The sequence below is a fragment of the Mesorhizobium sp. M1E.F.Ca.ET.045.02.1.1 genome, from assembly GCF_003952485.1.
GTDB lineage: Bacteria > Pseudomonadota > Alphaproteobacteria > Rhizobiales > Rhizobiaceae > Mesorhizobium.
Genome location: NZ_CP034447.1, coordinates 1,552,180 through 1,569,988, shown reverse-complemented (window position 1 = coordinate 1,569,988; position 17,809 = coordinate 1,552,180). Strand labels below are relative to the sequence as shown.

The 17,809-nt window shown below is 64.2% G+C and carries 16 protein-coding genes; 8 read left to right on the top strand and 8 right to left on the bottom strand.

All coding sequences use genetic code 11. From position 1 onward, the window contains the following. Positions 1–133: 133 nt before the first annotated feature. From EJ070_RS07280 to EJ070_RS07250, 7 genes are all read left to right on the top strand, one after another. Positions 134–1,006, top strand: a complete 873-nt coding sequence (locus tag EJ070_RS07280; RefSeq protein ID WP_126090731.1) for a sugar ABC transporter permease — start codon at positions 134–136, stop codon at positions 1,004–1,006. A gap of 206 nt (positions 1,007–1,212) precedes the next feature. Beyond that, the gene (locus EJ070_RS07275) at positions 1,213–2,037 is read left to right on the top strand and encodes a carbohydrate ABC transporter permease (protein WP_126090730.1); all 825 of its coding nucleotides are present in this window, start codon (positions 1,213–1,215) and stop codon (positions 2,035–2,037) included. Positions 2,038–2,080: 43 nt separating this feature from the next. Beyond that, positions 2,081–3,085 carry an ABC transporter ATP-binding protein gene (locus tag EJ070_RS07270; protein WP_126090729.1) on the top strand — a complete coding sequence of 335 codons (1,005 nt, stop codon included), beginning with the start codon at positions 2,081–2,083 and terminating at the stop codon, positions 3,083–3,085. Between the two features lie 10 nt (positions 3,086–3,095). Next, positions 3,096–3,866: an L-iditol 2-dehydrogenase gene (locus EJ070_RS07265; RefSeq protein WP_189350420.1), complete on the top strand. Its 771-nt coding sequence runs from the start codon at positions 3,096–3,098 to the stop codon at positions 3,864–3,866. 150 nt (positions 3,867–4,016) lie between these two features. Next, complete coding sequence (locus tag EJ070_RS07260) at positions 4,017–5,495, top strand: mannitol dehydrogenase family protein (RefSeq protein WP_126090727.1); 1,479 nt, start codon at positions 4,017–4,019, stop codon at positions 5,493–5,495. A gap of 21 nt (positions 5,496–5,516) precedes the next feature. After that, positions 5,517–6,200 (top strand): HAD-IA family hydrolase, encoded by a 684-nt coding sequence (locus EJ070_RS07255; RefSeq protein ID WP_126090726.1) that lies wholly within the window; start codon positions 5,517–5,519, stop codon positions 6,198–6,200. Beyond that, a complete protein-coding gene (locus EJ070_RS07250; RefSeq protein ID WP_126090725.1) occupies positions 6,197–7,783 on the top strand; it encodes an FGGY-family carbohydrate kinase in 1,587 nt (528 codons plus the stop codon). Before EJ070_RS07255 ends, EJ070_RS07250 begins: the two co-directional genes overlap by 4 nt. A 12-nt stretch (positions 7,784–7,795) precedes the next feature. Here the strand turns inward: EJ070_RS07250 and ugpC are convergent, their stop codons facing one another. The 6 genes from ugpC to EJ070_RS07220 form a co-directional block, all read right to left on the bottom strand. Beyond that, positions 7,796–8,884 (bottom strand): sn-glycerol-3-phosphate ABC transporter ATP-binding protein UgpC, encoded by a 1,089-nt coding sequence (ugpC, locus tag EJ070_RS07245; RefSeq protein ID WP_126090724.1) that lies wholly within the window; start codon positions 8,882–8,884, stop codon positions 7,796–7,798. A 3-nt stretch (positions 8,885–8,887) separates the two neighbouring features. Beyond that, positions 8,888–9,934 carry an NAD(P)-dependent alcohol dehydrogenase gene (locus EJ070_RS07240; RefSeq protein WP_126090723.1) on the bottom strand — a complete coding sequence of 349 codons (1,047 nt, stop codon included), beginning with the start codon at positions 9,932–9,934 and terminating at the stop codon, positions 8,888–8,890. Positions 9,935–9,949: 15 nt separating this feature from the next. Next, complete coding sequence (locus EJ070_RS07235) at positions 9,950–10,777, bottom strand: carbohydrate ABC transporter permease (RefSeq protein ID WP_189350418.1); 828 nt, start codon at positions 10,775–10,777, stop codon at positions 9,950–9,952. After that, on the bottom strand, positions 10,774–11,640 hold the full coding sequence (locus EJ070_RS07230) for a sugar ABC transporter permease (protein ID WP_126090722.1): 867 nt from the start codon (positions 11,638–11,640) through the stop codon (positions 10,774–10,776). The genes EJ070_RS07235 and EJ070_RS07230 overlap by 4 nt, the downstream gene beginning before the upstream one ends. Positions 11,641–11,803: 163 nt before the next feature. Further along, complete coding sequence (locus EJ070_RS07225; protein ID WP_126090721.1) at positions 11,804–13,078, bottom strand: extracellular solute-binding protein; 1,275 nt, start codon at positions 13,076–13,078, stop codon at positions 11,804–11,806. A 239-nt stretch (positions 13,079–13,317) separates the two neighbouring features. Next, on the bottom strand, positions 13,318–14,235 hold the full coding sequence (locus EJ070_RS07220; protein WP_126090720.1) for an AraC family transcriptional regulator: 918 nt from the start codon (positions 14,233–14,235) through the stop codon (positions 13,318–13,320). Positions 14,236–14,473: 238 nt separating this feature from the next. Between EJ070_RS07220 and EJ070_RS07215 the strand changes: the two genes are divergently transcribed. Beyond that, on the top strand, positions 14,474–15,877 hold the full coding sequence (locus EJ070_RS07215; RefSeq protein ID WP_126090719.1) for an MATE family efflux transporter: 1,404 nt from the start codon (positions 14,474–14,476) through the stop codon (positions 15,875–15,877). 29 nt (positions 15,878–15,906) lie between these two features. On the opposite strand, the gene EJ070_RS07210 is transcribed toward EJ070_RS07215, so the two are convergent. Next, the gene (locus EJ070_RS07210) at positions 15,907–17,025 is read right to left on the bottom strand and encodes an acetylserotonin O-methyltransferase (protein ID WP_245464831.1); all 1,119 of its coding nucleotides are present in this window, start codon (positions 17,023–17,025) and stop codon (positions 15,907–15,909) included. Between the two features lie 175 nt (positions 17,026–17,200). Continuing rightward, on the bottom strand, positions 17,201–17,743 hold the full coding sequence (locus EJ070_RS07205; RefSeq protein WP_126090718.1) for a cupin domain-containing protein: 543 nt from the start codon (positions 17,741–17,743) through the stop codon (positions 17,201–17,203). Positions 17,744–17,809 lie beyond the last annotated feature (66 nt).

Sequence of the window (17,809 nt, the reverse complement as noted above, 5' to 3'; positions counted from 1 at the left end):
CCCGGTGCCGAACGCCGGTAGCGCATCATGACCGGCATTGGCCGCCCGAAACCCAGTTCGGGCGGCCACCTTCACAATCAGGAAAATTGTGGCACAACGCTAGAATCCGGCTGACATTTGGAGGGTGACCGTCATGGCTACTCAGCAAACCCGTTCGCTTGCCCGTTTCATGATGGCGCCATCGGTGATCCTGCTGTTCATCTGGATGATCGTGCCGCTGGCCTTCACGCTGTGGTTCTCGTTCCAGCAATACAACCCGCTCAACCCGATCCGCGACGGTTTCGTCGGCTTCTCCAACTACGCGCTATTCTATTCCAACCCGGCCTTCCTGCAGTCGATCCTCAACACGCTCGCCATCGTCGTCAGCGTGCTGGTCATCACCGTGGTCGGCGGCATCCTTTTGGCGTTGCTCCTCGACCAGCCGATCTGGGGCCAGGGTTTCGTGCGCATCCTCGTGATCTCGCCGTTCTTCGTCATGCCGCCGGTTGCGGCACTTGTGTGGAAGAACATGATCATGCACCCGCAATACGGCGTCTTCGCCGATATTGCCCGCTTCTTCGGCGCCAACCCCATCGACTGGTTCGGGCAACACCCGCTGACGGCGGTCATCCTCATCGTCGCCTGGCAATGGCTGCCCTTCGCCACGCTGATCCTGCTCACGTCACTGCAATCGCTTGACACTGAGCAGAAGGAGGCGGCCGAAATGGACGGCGCCGGCTTCCTCAGCCGCTTCTGGTATCTGACGCTGCCGCACATGTCGCGCGCCATCACCGTCGTCATCCTGATCCAGACGATCTTCCTGCTCTCGATCTACGCCGAGATCCTGGTCACCACCAATGGCGGCCCAGGCTACGCCTCCACCAACCTGCCCTTCCTCGTCTACCAGAAGGCGCTGCTGGAGTTCAAAATCGGCCAGGCGTCCGCAGGTGGCGTCATCGCGGTCATTCTCGCCAACATCGTCGCCTTCTTCGTCATGCGCGCCGTCGGCAAGAACCTGGACAAGTGAGGGGGAGACGATGCCACTTGCGCTGAACCACCCCCACTCCGTCCCGCTGCGCGGGACACCTCTCCCCCTGCCCGGGGGAGAGGAAACGCCTGCACCGAAGTCGCGCCCTTCCTCTACCCCGTCGATCGGGGGAGAGGTGGTTTGCGCAGCAAACCGGAGTGGCGGTCGACCCTGCCGCCAACATCGCCGATACGGGAGGACCTGACATGGCACGCGCAGTCACCACCCAGCACAAGACGATCGCCACGACCGCGGCCTGGATTGTCGCCCTGCTGATCTTCTTCCCGATCCTCTACACGATCATCACCTCGTTCAAGTCGGAGCAGGAGGCGATCCAGGGCTTCGCGCTCATCCCGTCGGGCACCACCGAAAGCTATGCCGAGGTGCAGGCGCAGAGCGGCTACTTCAAGTTCTTCCTGAATTCGGTGATCCTGTCGGTCGGCTCGACCGTCCTGGCGCTCCTGATCGCCGTCCCGGCGGCATGGTCGATGGCGTTTTCGCCGACCAAGCGGACCAAGGACATCCTGATGTGGATGCTTTCCACCAAGATGATGCCGGCCGTCGCGGTGCTGTTCCCGATCTACCTGATCTTCCGCGACACCGGCCTGCTCGATAGCCGCATCGGCCTCACCGTCATGCTGATGCTGATCAACCTGCCGATCGTGGTCTGGATGCTCTACACCTACTTCCGCGAAATCCCGGGCGAGATCCTCGAAGCGGCGCGCATGGACGGCGCCTCGCTGTGGAACGAGATCATCTATGTGCTGACGCCGATGGCGGTCCCCGGCATCGCCTCGACCATGCTGCTCAACATCATCCTCGCCTGGAACGAGGCGTTCTGGACGATCCGTCTGACCACCACGGACGCAGCACCCCTTACCGCCTTCATCAGCTCCTTCTCCAGCCCGCAAGGCCTGTTCTGGGCCAAGCTGTCGGCGGCCTCGACACTGGCGATCGCGCCGATCCTGATCATGGGCTGGTTCAGCCAGAAGCAGTTGGTGCGCGGCCTGACATTTGGCGCCGTGAAGTAGCCGCGCGCCAGCCGCGGACGACCAAATCCCCCGGGAGGAAGCCATGGGAAACATCACGCTCAAGAACGTCTCCAAGTCCTTCGGGTCGACGGTGATCATTCCGAACATCGACCTCAATATCGAGGACGGCGAGTTCGTCGTGTTCGTCGGCCCGTCGGGTTGCGGCAAGTCCACGCTGCTCCGCCTGATCGCCGGGCTCGAGGACACCAGCGGCGGCACCATCAGCATCGATGGCCGTGACGTGACCCAGGAGGCGCCGGCCAAGCGCAAGCTTGCCATGGTCTTCCAGTCCTACGCGCTCTACCCGCACATGACGGTCGCCAAGAACATCGCTTTCCCGCTGAAGATGGCGGGCGAGGACCAGGCGACCATCGACAAGAAGGTGAAGGACGCAGCGCGGGTGCTGAACCTCACCAACTATCTCGAGCGTCGCCCGGGCCAGCTCTCCGGCGGCCAGCGCCAGCGCGTCGCCATCGGCCGCGCCATCGTGCGCCAGCCGTCGGCCTTCCTGTTCGACGAACCGCTGTCGAACCTCGACGCGGCCCTTCGCGGCACCATGCGGCTGGAGATCAGCGAGCTGCATCATCAGTTGAAGACGACGATGATCTACGTCACCCACGACCAGGTCGAGGCCATGACCATGGCCGACAAGATCGTCGTGCTCAACGCCGGCAACATCGAGCAGGTCGGCTCGCCCATGGAGCTCTACCGCACGCCGAAGAACCTCTTCGTCGCCGGCTTCATCGGCTCACCCAAGATGAACCTCATCGAAGGCGCGCCGGCGGAAAAATACGGCGCCAAGACCATCGGCATCCGGCCCGAGCACATCAACATCTCGACCACGGCCGGCGACTGGAAAGCGACGGTCGGCGTTGCCGAGCATCTCGGCTCCGACACCTTCCTGCATGTCCAGACAGACGGCGTCGGCACGATCAATGTGCGTGCCGACGGCGAGGTGGCGGTGAAGCATGGCGACACCGTCTATCTGACGCCCGACAAGACCAAGCTCCATCGCTTTGGCGCCGATGGCAAGGCGCTGGCCCAGTGAGGACGGGGCAGTGAGGCTGAAAGGCAAATCGGCGCTGATCACCGGATCGGCGCGCGGCATCGGCCGGGCCTTCGCCGAAGCCTATGCGCGCGAAGGTGCGACGGTGGCGATTGCCGACATCAACCTGGAGGCCGCGGAAGCCACGGCGAAGGATATCGGCTCAGCGGCTTACGCTGTCCAACTCGACGTCACCGACCAATCCTCGATCGAGGCGGCGGTGAAAGCGGTCGAGGCCAAGGCGGGCGGCCTCGACATCCTGGTCAACAACGCGGCGCTGTTCGACCTGGCGCCGATCGTCGAGATCGGCAGGGCGGGCTATGACAAGCTGTTCTCCGTCAACGTCGCCGGCACGCTGTTCATGCTGCAGGCGGCGGCCCGCTCGATGATCGCCGCTGGCCGGGGCGGCAAAATCATCAACATGGCGAGCCAGGCCGGGCGCCGTGGCGAGCCGCTGGTCGCGGTCTATTGCGCTACCAAGGCCGCTGTCATTTCGCTCACCCAATCGGCCGGACTCGACCTGATCAAGCATCGCATCAACGTCAACGCCATCGCGCCGGGCGTCGTCGACGGCGAGCACTGGGACCACGTCGATGCGTTGTTCGCCAAATACGAGAACCGGCCGAAGGGCGAGAAGAAGCGCCTGGTCGGCGAAAGCGTTCCCTATGGCCGCATGGGCCGGGCGGAAGATCTGACCGGAATGGCGGTTTTCCTCGCCAGCGACGAGGCTGAATACATTGTCGCCCAGACCTACAACGTCGATGGCGGCCAATGGATGAGTTGAAGTGGATGAGTTGAGGGGGAAGGCGCTTCTCCCTTCCTCCGGGGAGGATGCGTCACGGGGCAGGTGAGGGGCAGCACGGAACAACCGGCGCCGTCCCTCACCGCTCAGGCGGAATTGTTGGGCTGCATATCGGCCGAAGGGTAAAGTAAGATGACCGTGAAACTCTCTTCCTCGAATCTCGCAAAGCTTCCTTCGAAGGTTTCCGGCCCGAAATACGACCGCTCTTCTCTGAAAGCCGGCATCGTGCATTTCGGCGTCGGCAACTTCCATCGCTCGCACCAGGCCGTCTATCTCGACGACCTGTTCAATTCCGGGCTCGGCCATGACTGGGCGCTGATCGGCGCCGGCGTCTTCGAGGGCGAGAAGGCCGGCCGCGCCAGGCTTCAGGAGCAGGATTGGCTGACCACCGTGGTCGAGCAGGACCAGGGCCATATGAGCGCCCGCGTCACCGGCGCGATGATCGATTTCCTGATGCCCGGCGATGCGAAGGCGATCATCGAGCAGCTCGCCGACCCGGCGATCAGGATCGTCTCGCTGACCATCACCGAAGGCGGCTATTTCATCGACCCGGCCTCAGGCAAGTTCAACCCGGCCCATCCCGACATCGTCGCCGACGCGCAGCCGGGCGCAGCGCCGAAGACCGTCTTCGGCATCATCCTGGCCGGTCTGGTGCGCCGCCGCGCCGATGGCATCGTGCCCTTCACCGTCATGTCCTGCGACAACATCCCCCACAATGGCCATGTCACCTCCGACGGCGTCATCGGCCTTGCCCGCCTGATCGATGAGGACCTTGCCGGCTGGGTGAGGGACAATGTCGCCTTCCCGAACGGCATGGTCGACCGCATCACGCCGGCCACCACCGATCGCGAGCGCGGCATCCTGGCGAGCGATTTCGGGTTGGAGGACAACTGGCCGGTCTTTTGCGAGCCGTTCAAGCAATGGGTGCTGGAAGATCATTTCACCGCCGGCCGGCCGCCGCTGGAAGAGGCCGGCGTGCAGTTCGTCAAGGATGTCTCTCCTTACGAGCTGATGAAGATCCGCATCCTCAATGGCGGCCACGCGACCATCGCCTATCCGGCAGGCCTGATGGACATCCATTTCGTCCATGAGGCGATGCAGGAGCCGCTGGTGCGCGGCTTCCTCGCCAAGCTGGAGCGCGACGAGATCATCCCGACCGTGCCGCCGGTGCCGGACACCGTGCTGGAAGATTACTACCAGCTCATCGAACGCCGCTTCTCCAACCCGAAGATCGGCGACACCATCCGTCGCCTTTGCCTCGACGGCTCGAACCGGCAGCCGAAATTCATCATCCCGACCATTGCCGACCGGCTGAAGGCGGGGAAAGGCGTCGCCGGGCTGGCGCTGGAATCGGCGCTCTGGTGCCGCTACTGCTTCGGCACCACGGACAGCGGCGCCGTCATCGAACCCAACGATCCGAGCTGGGACCGGATGCAGGCGACCGCAAAGGCGGCAAAAACCGAGCCCGGCGCCTGGCTTGCCATGGACGACATCTATGGCGATGTCGGCCGCTCGCCCGTTTTCGCGCAAGCCTTTGCCCATGCGCTCGACGTGCTCTGGGCCAACGGCGCACGCGAAACCTTGACCCGCTATCTCGCCGGCAAGCTCTGAAGCCCACTGGAATCGGCTGGAATGACGCCCGAACTGGTCATCTTCGACTGTGACGGCGTGCTGGTCGACAGCGAGGCGCTCTCGGTCTCGGCGCTGCTCGGGATGATCGAGCTCGCCGGCGGCACGGTCAGCGAGGATGCCGCCTACGAGCACTTCCTTGGCAAGAGCATGAAGAGCGTGCGCGAGATTCTCGGTCGCGATTTCGGGCTCAAAATCAGCGACCAGCATCTCACCGCCATGCGCGCCGACCTGATGCGCAAGTTCCGCGAGGAGCTGAAGCCGATCCCCGGCATCAAGGAGATCCTGCCGAGGCTCGGCCTGCCCTATTGCGTCGCCTCGTCCGGCACGCTGGAACGCATCCGCTACGCGCTCGACGTCACCGGCCTGCTGGGCATGATGGAACCGCATCTCTTCAGCGCCGCCATGGTGAAGCGCGGCAAGCCTGCGCCGGACCTCTTCCTCCATGCCGCCGCCACCATGCGCGCGCATCCGCGCAAATGCCTGGTCGTCGAGGACAGCCCGGCCGGCGTCGCCGCGGCGCGGGCGGCGGGCATGCGCGTCTTCGCCTTCACCGGTGGCTCGCATGCGGACAATCCCGCCTTGAAGGCGCGGCTTGCGTCGACCGAACCGGACTTTATATTCGCTGACATGCTGCAATTGCCCGATCTGATTGCAGGCCTGGGAGCGAGAGTAAAAGCATCTTGACGACGAGTTTCGTTTGCGCGGTCGATGTCGGCACCGGGAGCGCTCGCGCGGGCATTCTCGACCCCAAAGGCAATCTGGTCGGCCGTGCCGAGCGGCCGATCGCCATGCATCAGCCGAAGCCCGATCATGCCGAGCATGATTCGCAGGATATCTGGTCGGCCGTCTGTACCGCCGTGCGCGCCGCGCGCGAAAAAGCCGGCGTCGCCGCATCGGATATCGTCGGCATTTCCTTCGACGCCACCTGCTCGCTTGTGGTGCGCGACAGGCAGGGCGGCCAGCTCAGCGTCTCCGTCACCGGCGAGAAGCGCTGGGATACCATCGTCTGGCTCGATCACCGCGCCATCGCCGAGGCCGACGAATGCACCAGAAGCGGCCATGCCGTGCTCGACTATATCGGCGGCGTGATGTCGCCGGAAATGGAAACGCCGAAGCTGATGTGGCTGAAGCGCTACCTGCCAGGAACATGGCACGAAGCCGGCTATCTTTTCGATCTCGCCGATTTCCTGACCTGGAAGGCGAGCGGCTCGCTCGCCCGTTCGCAATGCACGCTGACCGCCAAATGGACTTACCTCGCCCATGAGAAGACGGGCTGGCGGCGCGATTTCTTCGAGCTCGTCGGTCTCGGCGATCTTTTCGAGCACGGCAACCTTCCGGAAAAGGCGAGCTCGGTCGGCGCCGATATCGGCCCCTTGACGACGCAAGCGGCTGCCGATCTGGGCCTGACCGAGAAATGCCGCGTCGGCGCAGGCGTCATCGACGCCTATGCCGGCGCGCTGGGTGTGCTCGGCGGCTTCGCCGGCGACGAGACCGACATCAGCCGGCATCTGGCGCTGATCGCCGGCACCTCATCTTGCGTCATGGCGATGTCGCGGGATCCGCAGCCCTTCGCCGGCGTCTGGGGTCCGTATTATGGCGCGGCGTTGCCGAGGCTGTGGCTGTCGGAGGGCGGCCAATCGGCCACGGGCGCGCTGCTCGACCACATCATCCGCTGGCACGGCGCCGGCGGCGAGCCCGATGCGGCGATGCATGCGAGGATCGCCAGGCGCGTCGCCGAGCTGCGCGCCACTGAAGGCGATGCGCTGGCGGCGAGGCTGCATGTGTTGCCTGATTTCCACGGCAACCGATCGCCGCTTGCCGACCCGCACGCGGTCGGCGTCGTCAGCGGCCTGACGCTCGATTCCTCCTTCGACAGCCTGTGCAAGCTCTACTGGCGCACCGCCGTCGGCATCGCGCTTGGGGTGCGCCATGTGCTGGAGGCGCTGAACGAGAACGGCTACCTGATCGACACGCTGCACGTCACCGGCGGCCATACCAAGAACCCGCTTTTGATGGAGCTCTATGCCGACGCCACCGGCTGCACGGTCATCGAGCCTTTGGCCGACGAGGCGGTGCTGCTCGGCACCGGCATGGTGGCGGCGACGGCCGCCGGGCTTTACCCCGACCTGAACGCGGCCTGCATGGCCATGCAGCAGGGCGGCAAGACGCGGCCTTCCAACCCGGCCGCCGGCGCCCGCTTCGACCGCGACTACCGCATCTTCCTCGAAATGCACCGGCAGCGGCAGGCGCTCGATGCGATAGGGTAGGCTGGCATCGACCTATTTCTTTCGCAGCGACAAGCCCGTCGTCGCATCGAACAGATGGATGCTTTCCTCATCGAATGTGTAGCGCACCGCCGCGCGCAGCTCCGGGCATTCGCGGGCCGGAACCAGCGCGCTGATCTCCTTGCCGCCGGAGCCGAACGTCACCAGCGCGTCGTTGCCATGAAACTCGATGAGATCGGCCGTGCCTAGAAGCAGGTTCCCGCCCGCGTCGCCGTTCGCCGTCTTCAGGTCCGGGGGCCGGATGCCGAGCACCGCCCGATCGCCGTGTTGCAGATGAAAATCCGAGCCGCTGACGACCAGAACGGTTCCGGCGCCATTCAGGGTCCACCCGCTCCTTGCTCGGCCGACCGTCACCTCGACAAAATTCATGTTCGGCGTGCCGATGAAACCGGCCACGAACATGTTGCTCGGCCGGCGATAGATTTCCGCCGGCGATCCGATCTGCTCGATCACGCCGTCCTTGAGCAGCACGATGCGGTCGGCAAGCGTCATCGCTTCGAGCTGGTCATGGGTGACATAGACGGTCGTGGTCTTAAGCGACTGGTGCAGCCTGGCGATCTCGACGCGCATATGGTTGCGCAGCTTGGCGTCGAGGTTGGACAGCGGCTCGTCGAACAGGAACACTTTCGGCGTCTTGATCATGGCGCGTGCGATCGCCACGCGCTGCTGCTGGCCGCCGGAAAGCTCGGTCGGCTTGCGGCCGAGATAGGGCTCGAGCCCAAGCGTCTTCGAAACCGCCTCGACCCGCTTCTTGATCTGGGCTGCCGGCACCTTCTGCCGCCTCAGCCCGAAAGCGATGTTGTCGAAGATCGTCATATGCGGATAGAGCGCGTAGTTCTGGAACACCATGGCGATGCCGCGGTCGCCGGGTTCGAGGTCGTTCACCACCTTGCCGCCGATCGACACCTCGCCGCCGCTGATGTCCTCCAGCCCCGCGAGCATCCGGAGCAAGGTCGACTTGCCGCAGCCGGACGGGCCCAGGAACACGACGAACTCGTGTTCCTCAATCGCAAGGTTGAGGTCGCGGATGACGGTCGTGGCGCCATAGGCCTTGTCGACATGGGAGCAGGTGATCGCGGACATGGGTCAGCCCTTCTCGCCGGTGAGCAGGATTTGCAGCTTGACGTCTTGCGGGTTGCCCTGTGCCGCCCGCTCGAACGCCTTGATGCTGTCCATGAAATCGTAAGTGCCGGTGATCAGCGGCTTGAGGTCGACCTTGCCCGAGGCAATCAGCTGCAGCGCGCGATCGAAGATGTTGGCGTAGCGGAACACCGTCTCGATACGCACTTCCTTCGAGATCGCCGCCGGCACGTCGAGGCTTACCGGCTCGACCGGCAGTCCGACCAGCACCACCGCGCCGCCGGGCCGCACCAGATCGAACAGATTGGCGAAGGCCTTCGGGCTCCCGCTCGCCTCGAAGACGATGTCGGCGCCCCAATTATCGGTCACGGCCCGTACCGCATCGGCCAGCGGTTCCTCGCCGATATTGACCGGCACGATGCCGGGATACTGCGCGGCGATCTTAAGCTTGGGCGCGGAGAAGTCGGAGATAAGCACTTTCGAGCAGCCGCCGGCCAGGGCAGCCAGCGCGATCATGATGCCGATCGGGCCGCAGCCGACCACGACGGCGACGTCGCCGGGAACGATGCGTGCCCGCGCGGCCGCCTGCATGCCGATCGCGAAGGGCTCGACCATCGCGCCTTCGGCGAAGGAGACGTTGTCCGGCAGCTTGTAGGTGAAGGCGGCCGGATGAACGGCGTAGGGGGCCAGCACGCCATGCACGGGCGGCGTCGCCCAGAAGCGGACATCCGGATCGACATTGTAGATGCCGAGCTTCGTCGCGCGCGACGACAGGTTCGGCACGCCGGGCTCCATGCAGACGCGGTCGCCGATTTTCAGGCTCGCGACGTTGGCGCCGATTTCGACGATCGTGCCCGACGCCTCATGGCCGAGCACCATCGGCTGGCGCACGATATAGCTGCCGATCGCGCCATGCGTATAATAATGCACGTCGCTGCCGCAGACGCCGACCGTATGGATGGCGATCCTGACGTCGTCCGGACCCATATCGAGCGGCAGCGCGATCTCGCGCAGCGACAGTTCGCCTTTTTTCTCAAGTACCAGTGCCTGCATCGGCCAATCCTCGCATCAAGTCTTTTTTTGCCGGAAAACGGAATTCAGAAAGCCGCTCAGCACGCCGAGGAACAGCAGCGGCGGCAGCGACAGAAGCACGACCGAGGCGTTGAGGATGCCCCACGGCACATTCATGCCTTGCTGCGACAGCTCCGAGGCGACGATCGGCAGCGTCTTGGCGTTGGAGCTCGACAGCATCAGCGCGATCAGGAACTCGTTCCAGACCAGCACGAAGCTGAAGGCGATAGCGCCCGCGAGCGAGCGTGCTGCGACAGGAAGCGCAATCCGCCAGAACACGGAGTAGGCGCCGTAGCCGTCGACGAAGGCGGCTTCCTCGATCTCCTTCGGCACGCCCTGGAAGGCGGGAATCGCCAGCCACATGATCACCGAGATGGTGAGCAGCGAATAGGTGACGATGAGCGCCGGCAAGGTGTCGTAGAGACCGACCTGAAGCCAGATCACCATCAGCGGAATAGCCACCGCCACCGGCGGCAGGAAGCGCAGCGACAGCACGAAGAACTGGATGTCGCCAGCGAAGCGATTGGGATAGCGCGCCACCGCATAGGCCGCCGGCAGGCCGAGCGCGACGCCGATCAGGACGGCCGAGCCACAGGCGACGACCGAGTTGTAGAGCCCGGTCAGCACGCTGTCGCGGCCGAGGATGTAGGAGATGTTGGCAAGCGTCGGCGTGAACACCAGCCGCGGCACGCGGGTGATGATGTCGACATTGTTCTTCAGCGCATTGAGCGCCGTCCAGACAAGCGGGAACACCGCCAGGAAACCGGCCAGCGCCAGCATGGCCTTGGCGATCAGGCGGCCCAGTCTTATCGGATATGGCCTCATGCCTGCACCCGCTTCCACAGGAAGGTGAAGGTGATGACGGTCGCGATCATCATCAGAACCGCCATGGCCGAGGCATAGGAGACCTTGCCGGACTCGATGAAACCCTGGGAGAAGGCATACATGTCGAGCGTTTCGGTCGCCACGCCCGGCCCGCCGCGCGTCATCACATAGATGAGGTCGAAGGAGCGCAGCGACTCGATCATCTTGACGAACATCAGGCTGATCAGCGGCGCCTTGAGCATCGGCAAGGTGACATAGGCATGGATCTGCCAGCGCTTCGCATGGTCGAGCCGCGCCGCTTCGATCGGCTGCGGCGGCAAGGTCTCCAAGAGCTTCAGCACGATGACGGCGAAGAACAGACCCCACTGCCAGACATCGACCGAGGCGACGGCGAACAGCGCCGTCGAGGCCTTGGACAGCGGGTCGAAGATCAGCCCGCCGGTGATGAGCCGGTAGGGATAGGTGGCGATGCCGTAGAGCGGGTGATAGGCGAACTTCCAGACGAAGGCCGCAGAGACGCGCGGCAGCAGCACCGGAATGATGAACAGCAGGCAGTAGATGTTGCGCAGGCGCGGCGCGGCGACCTCGAACATGAGCACGCCGAGCCCGATCGCCACCGCCATCGTTGCCACGACGGTGACGACCTCCCATTTCACCGACACCCAGACGGCGTTGAGGAAGCGGCGGTCGAGGAAGAGATCGGCGAAGTTCGAGAACCAGACCCAGGAATAACCCGGCGCGCTCAATTCGCGGTTCTGCAGGGCAATGACGATGGCATAGAGCGTCGGCACCATAGACAGCACGAGCAGGATTGCGAGCGTCGGAACGAGAAAGGTGACGGGCAGGGAAGAGCGTCGGCGCATTGCCTATCCTCGGGAATATCGGAGCAATTCCAGGAAAAGTGTGACGCGGTTTTCCGTCAGGAATTGCGTTCAAACAAAATGATCGGATCGCTGGCGGGACCCGCGGCGCACGGGTCCCGGCATTCCGACGAATGCCGGCGACCGCGCGCCACGGGCGGGAGGATCACTTCTTCTTCACCAGCTCGTTGGCGTAGGTCTCGAGCTCGTTGAGGCCACCCTTGATGTCGGTGCGGGTGCCGGTGACCAGCTCCTCGAGGATGATGCCCCAGCGGTCGCCGAGATCGGGCCAGCGCGGATCCTGCCAGAAGTTCACCGCCGTGACCTTGCCGGTGTCGGCCAGCGCCTGTCCGAGATCGGCGCCGTAGATGTCAGCGAATTCCTTGCTGGAGAGGATGCTGGTGCGGTTGAGCTCGCCGAACTGGTGCGCGTCGAGTCTGCGCTTCTCGTTCTCCTTCGACGTCGCCCAGGCGATGAACAGGCCGGCGCACTTCTTCGACGCTTCGTCCGCATTGGCCTTGGTGCCGATGGCGAGCCCATGTCCGTAGCCGCCGCCGGGCAGCGGCGAGGGCGGCGGCAGGAAGCCGACCTTGCCGACCACCTGCGAGGTCTTCGGATCGACCGCCATGCCCGACAGCGGCGTCGATTCGACGAGGATGGCGACCTGGCCGGAGAGGAAGGCGCCCGTCGATTCATCCCAGCTGCCGGTCTGCGTGCCGGGCGCCGAGTCCTTGAACAGGTTGAGGTAGGTCTCCGTCGCCTTCACGGCCGCGTCCGAATTGAAAGCCGGCTTGTCACCGTCGAACCATTTGCCGCCATAGGCTTTGAAGAAAGGCATCCAGCGCCAGACATTGGCGCCCGAGCCGCGCGCGCCGCGCAGGGCGATGCCGTAAACGCCCTTGTCGGGATCGTTCAGTTTCGCCACGTCGGCGATCAGCTCGTCGAGAGTCTTCGGCGGCTGGACGCCGGCGGCCTCCAGCACATCCTTGCGGTAGACCATCAGGTCGCCGCCGCCGGTCAGCGGCGCGAACCAGACCTTGCCGTCATAGGTGGCGACCTTCTGGCGGCCCGGATCGAAGTCGGCGAAGTCGTACTCGGCCGGATAATAGTCCGTCAGCGGCGCGATCCAGCCGGACGAGGCGAACAGCGCGACATTGGCCTCGTCGACATAGTAGACGTTGTAAATGCCGACGGTGGAGGCGTCGGCGCGCGACTTCGCGCGGCGGTCGTTCTCGTTGAGGTAGTCGATCTGGAAGCCGGCGCCGGAGAGCTTCTGGAACTCGTCCTTCGAGTCCTCCAGAAGCGTCAGCCCGTCGCGCGGCTGCGCCAGCACCTTGACCGGTGCCGAGCAGACCGGCGCCTGCGCCAGTGCCGCGGTGGATACGGAAGCGGTAAGCACGAACGCTGCGCCGAGGCTGGCAGCGAGCCGATTTGATTTCATTGATTTTTCTCCTCCAGGAACATTCGCGGGAAGCGGAGGTCCTCGGGCTAAGCGACCCTCACCGTCGCCCGGGCGACCTGCCACCCGTCGCCAAAATGAGGAGTTGGACAGGGCGAGACTAGAAGCCCTGTTGCGGAAAACCTGTACTTTTATGCATTGTGCGGCGCAAAAAATGGCGCAGGCAGAGTCTGTCTGTCACACGAGTATCAGTGCGGTGAGAGGCGCTGGATCTTCGCGGATCACGTCCGCAGCGCCAGCCGCTGCCGCGACAGCTTGCGGTAGGATGACGGCGTCATCTTGTGCTTGCGCAGGAAGGCGCGGTTGAAGTTGGAGATGTTCATGTAGCCGACCTGGAAACAGATGTCGGTGATCGGGATATCGGTATCGGCGAGCAGTTTGCAGGCTTGCCAGAGTCTCAGCTTGGCGACGTGGTCGCTGAAGCTGTTGCCGGTATTCTTCTGGAAGAAGCGAGAGAACGTGCTTTCGCTCATTCCTGCGAGCGCGGCCACTTCTGGCAGCTTCAGGTCTTCGGCGAAGTGCTGGAAGAGATAGGTCAGCGTGCGCTGGATGATGTCCAGCGAGGCGGCGTCGAGCACCGGCGAGAAATCCGGCGACGACAGGAGCTCGTACTCATCGGTCTTGGCCAGCATATCGACCAGTTCGAGGAACAGGCGGAAGCGGGTGAGCCCTTGCACGGTGCCCATCCGCTCCATCAGCTCTGCCCCGTCGACCGCGGTGCGGCCATGGAAGACCATGCCGCGCAGCGAACGCTCCAGGAACGGCTCAAGCTCGCGCAGCTCCGGCAGCAGCCCCGCCGAGCTGCGCAGCCGCTCCGGGTCGAACTGCAGCACGATATCGCGGCCCTCGATCAACTCTCCCGGCTGCACCGCCGTCACCCAGTCATGCGGCAGGCCGCCGCCGACGATCGTCAGGTAGCCCGGCCCGAACTCGCCGATATGGTCGCCGACCAGCACGACGCCTGAGGATTTCCTGAGCAAATGGATCTCGTATTCTGGGTGAAAATTCCAGACGTTGCGCTCCCATGGATAGTCGTCGAGCCGCCACAGGAAGCTCTCGCTCGCTTCGGTGACGATATGCTCGAAGGCCGGCACCGTTCGCGGGATCGCGGCCGTGTTCTTTCTGCGTCTGAACGGCATCCATTCCTCCCGGCATCTCACGCCGGCTCTGTGTCTTCGGACATCCGTAGCAGCACCCTGCGGGCAAGTGAACGCAGCCGCCGTTCGGCCTTCCTGCTGGATCAACGACTGGCCGCTCCTCCTCCCTTGCCAATATGTCGCATTTCGTTCACAAGACGACGCAAACGGCGCCATTTTGCGCCGTTTGCGTGCGGCTTCCGGGCATGATCCCGACGCGCCGTGGTCTGAAGAGCGGAAAATGTCTGCGATCGAAGCCGGCGCTCGCGCGCCGGAAAATCTTTGGCGTCAGGAAATCAGGGCGACGCTGGCGCTTGCCTGGCCGATGGTGCTCACCAATCTCGGCCAGACCGCCATGACCGCGACCGACGTCATGATGATGGGCCGGCTGGGGCCTGACACATTGGCCGCCGGCGCGCTCGGCTCCAACCTCTATTTCATGCCGCTGATCTTCGGCCTCGGCCTGATGCTGGCGACCTCGCCGATGATGGCGACCGAGCTCGGCCGCCGCCGCCATTCGGTGCGCGATCTGCGCCGCACCGTGCGCCAGGGCCTGTGGCTGGCGATCCTGATCTCGATCCCGATCTGGCTGTTCCTCTGGGATGGCGAAGAGGTGCTTTTGGCCATGGGCCAGAAGCCGGAGCTCGCGCATCAGGCCGGCATCTACCTGCACTGGCTGCAATGGGCGGTGCTGCCTTTCTACGGCTATATCGTCCTGCGTTCCTTCATCTCGGCGCTGGAGCGGCCGGGCTGGGCGTTGATCATCGTGTTCGTGGCGGTTGCCTGCAACGCCTTCTTCAACTGGGTGTTCATGTTCGGCAATCTCGGCGTTCACGCGATGGGCATTGCCGGATCTGGTCTCGCCACCTCGCTATCGAGCACGCTGATGTTTGCCGGCTTGGCCGCCGTGGTGGCGCTTGAGAAAAAATTCCGCCGCTATCGCCTGTTCGGCCGCTTCTGGCGCTCCGACTGGCCGCGCTTCCGCGGCCTGCTGAGGCTCGGCCTGCCGATCGCCGGCATCCTCGCCTTCGAGGTGACGATCTTCAATGCGGCAGCACTGCTGATGGGCCTGATCGACGCGGATTCGTTGGCAGCGCATGCGATCGCCATCCAGATCGCCTCGATCTCCTTCATGGTGCCGCTCGGCCTTAACCAGGCGGTCACCGTGCGGGTCGGCCTTGCGCATGGCGCCGGCAATCCGGAAGGCGTCTCGCGCGCCGGCTGGACCGCCTTTGTCATCGGCGTCTCCTTCATGGCGCTGATGGGGCTGGTGATGATCCTGTGGCCGCATCTTCTGATCAGCGCCTTCATCGATCTCGCCGATCCGGGCAATGCCAGGGTGATCGGGCTTGCGGTGTCGTTCCTGGTCTTTGCCGCGTTGTTCCAGATCTTCGATGGCGCGCAGGCGGTGGCCGCCGGCATGCTGCGCGGCCTGCACGACACCAAGGTGCCGATGATCTATGCCGCGATCGGCTATTGGGGCGTCGGCCTGCCGCTCGGCGTGCTGCTCGCCTTCCATTTCGGCCTCCACGGCGCCGGCATCTGGATCGGCCTGGCGTCGGGGCTGGCCGTGGTGGCGGCGCTGCTGCTCGTGCGTTGGCTCAGGCGCGACCGCATCGCGCTGGTGCTCTCCTTCGGGCATTGATCGACCGGCGATCCTGCGCCTTTTGCGTCTTACGGTTTGCGGCCGATCACGGCGCCGTTCGCGGCGGGTGCGTCGAACCAGACCGTCTCGATGTTGCGGAATCCGGCTTCTTCGAGCCACGCCGAATATTCGGCCGGCGTGTAGTTTCGCCCTTCCGTCTCGATCAGCATGTTGAGGCTCATCAGCGCAGCTGGCGCCGGCCCGGTCTTTTCGTTATTGACGAGAAGCTCGCTGATGACGACTGCACCGCCGCTCGGCAAAGCCTCGAAGGAGCGGCGCAGGAGGGTGCGGTCCTTCGCCTCGTCCCAATCGTGCAGGATCATCGACAGGAGATGCACGTCGTGATCCCTGGGAAGCTGTTCGAAGAAGTCGCCGCCGGCGGTCTCGATACGGTCGGTCAAGCCGGCCTCGGCGATTTTTCCCGCGGCGATCGCGGCCACATGCGGCAAGTCAAACACGGTCGCACGCAGTGCCCCATACTGTTTGCAAAGCTCGATGTCGTACGCGCCCGATCCGCCGCCGATATCCAGAAGGTGGCGGAATTGACCGAGATCCACGGCTTCGCCGAGCTTGCGCGCGGTCATCGTGGAGAGCGAATGCATCGCCTCCCAGAAGAGTGCCAGCGTCGTCGGATCCTCGCCGTCAAACATCGAGGATTGCACTGCCGGGTCCCACGTGGTTGGCCGGTTGGTGCGCAGCGCCTCGGCAAGTCTGCCCCAGCCCGGATAGAGCCGCTTGTCGGCCATCTGCACGAAGCCACCGAAGTAATACGGCTTCCCGCGCACGAGATAGGCTTCGCTTAGGGGCGTATTGCGATAACGGCCGTCCGCTTTCTCCAGAAGCCCGAGCGCAGCGCAGCCGGTCAACAGCATCTCGGCCGGGCGCGGATTGAGACCGGTCGCCTCCGCCAGCTCCGCAACCGTTGTGCCGGCACCGCCGGCAAGGTGACTGAACAGGCCCAGCTCGTGTGCTGCAGCCAGGGTCTTGAAAGCCCAGAAGCCGGTCGAAAGTGCCATGAGCGGGACGGCGGAAGGAAGCTCTTGCGTGGTGACGATCGGTTGATCGGCCGCACGCAACCTTGTCTCGCCTGAGATCGGCTGGCGGGCATGCGTTGTCGTGTGCGTAGCGGCGTGCTTGTGGTCGGGCATGGCGCTCTCCTCAGCTGTTGACGATGATCCGGATGCCGAAGGCGGCGCTCAAAGCGCCGAAAGCGCGGTGGCCACAAATCGGCACGAGATCGATCGCACTCTCATCGAGTTTCTCGATCGGGCGCATGCCGGCGATCGGAGCGAATTCTCTGTCTGGTATGCAATCACCTCCGCTTCATGCCCGTTCCGGATCAGCCCCGACCATAACCGAGAATATCGTAGCGGGTTCCGTTCCCCGGTTACGCCAGGCATGACGCGTGCCGTTCTGTACGACGACATCGCCGGGCGTGAGATGACGTTCCTCGTTATCGTCCAGTTCCAGCCAAAGCTCTCCCGACAACAGGACGATGTAGTCGATGGTTTGCGTTGTGTGCATTCCGGGGTGCTCCGGTTCGAAGGTCTCGGCGAGGCCGGGCAGTCTGCTGGCGTATTCGGCACCCGCGGCGCCCCAGTCATTGATGGTTTCCAGAACGCTGTCGGGCGGGAAGACGACCTTCATGAACCGGGTCTCGCCCGGCGCCGCTACGAGGGAGGTTATCGACGGGACCGGATCCGTTACTTTCCCCGGTATGGCAGGCTCGTTTTCGGTTGCCCAGAGGGTCGACACCACCAAACCGGGCACGTGCATGAAGACTTCGCGGTGGGGCTCGACAAAATTGTAAAGGAAGCGGGCTCGTCCGTCCCGGTCCTGTCCCGTTACGATGCGCTTGAATTCCATCTTTTCTCTCCGCTTGACTTGGACAAACGCGACTGCAGGACGCTTGCCGGAGGGTCTCGCAACTGC

Coding starts and splice junctions, on each gene's coding strand:
- EJ070_RS07215 (WP_126090719.1), top strand. CDS start 14,474: ATGTCTGCGATCGAAGCCGGCGCTCGCGCGCCGGAAAATCTTTGGCGT.
- EJ070_RS07275 (WP_126090730.1), top strand. CDS start 1,213: ATGGCACGCGCAGTCACCACCCAGCACAAGACGATCGCCACGACCGCG.
- EJ070_RS07235 (WP_189350418.1), bottom strand. CDS start 10,777: ATGAGGCCATATCCGATAAGACTGGGCCGCCTGATCGCCAAGGCCATG.
- ugpC (WP_126090724.1), bottom strand. CDS start 8,884: ATGTCCGCGATCACCTGCTCCCATGTCGACAAGGCCTATGGCGCCACG.
- EJ070_RS07280 (WP_126090731.1), top strand. CDS start 134: ATGGCTACTCAGCAAACCCGTTCGCTTGCCCGTTTCATGATGGCGCCA.
- EJ070_RS07220 (WP_126090720.1), bottom strand. CDS start 14,235: ATGCCGTTCAGACGCAGAAAGAACACGGCCGCGATCCCGCGAACGGTG.
- EJ070_RS07210 (WP_245464831.1), bottom strand. CDS start 17,025: ATGCCCGACCACAAGCACGCCGCTACGCACACGACAACGCATGCCCGC.
- EJ070_RS07270 (WP_126090729.1), top strand. CDS start 2,081: ATGGGAAACATCACGCTCAAGAACGTCTCCAAGTCCTTCGGGTCGACG.
- EJ070_RS07240 (WP_126090723.1), bottom strand. CDS start 9,934: ATGCAGGCACTGGTACTTGAGAAAAAAGGCGAACTGTCGCTGCGCGAG.
- EJ070_RS07255 (WP_126090726.1), top strand. CDS start 5,517: ATGACGCCCGAACTGGTCATCTTCGACTGTGACGGCGTGCTGGTCGAC.
- EJ070_RS07225 (WP_126090721.1), bottom strand. CDS start 13,078: ATGAAATCAAATCGGCTCGCTGCCAGCCTCGGCGCAGCGTTCGTGCTT.
- EJ070_RS07205 (WP_126090718.1), bottom strand. CDS start 17,743: ATGGAATTCAAGCGCATCGTAACGGGACAGGACCGGGACGGACGAGCC.
- EJ070_RS07260 (WP_126090727.1), top strand. CDS start 4,017: ATGACCGTGAAACTCTCTTCCTCGAATCTCGCAAAGCTTCCTTCGAAG.
- EJ070_RS07230 (WP_126090722.1), bottom strand. CDS start 11,640: ATGCGCCGACGCTCTTCCCTGCCCGTCACCTTTCTCGTTCCGACGCTC.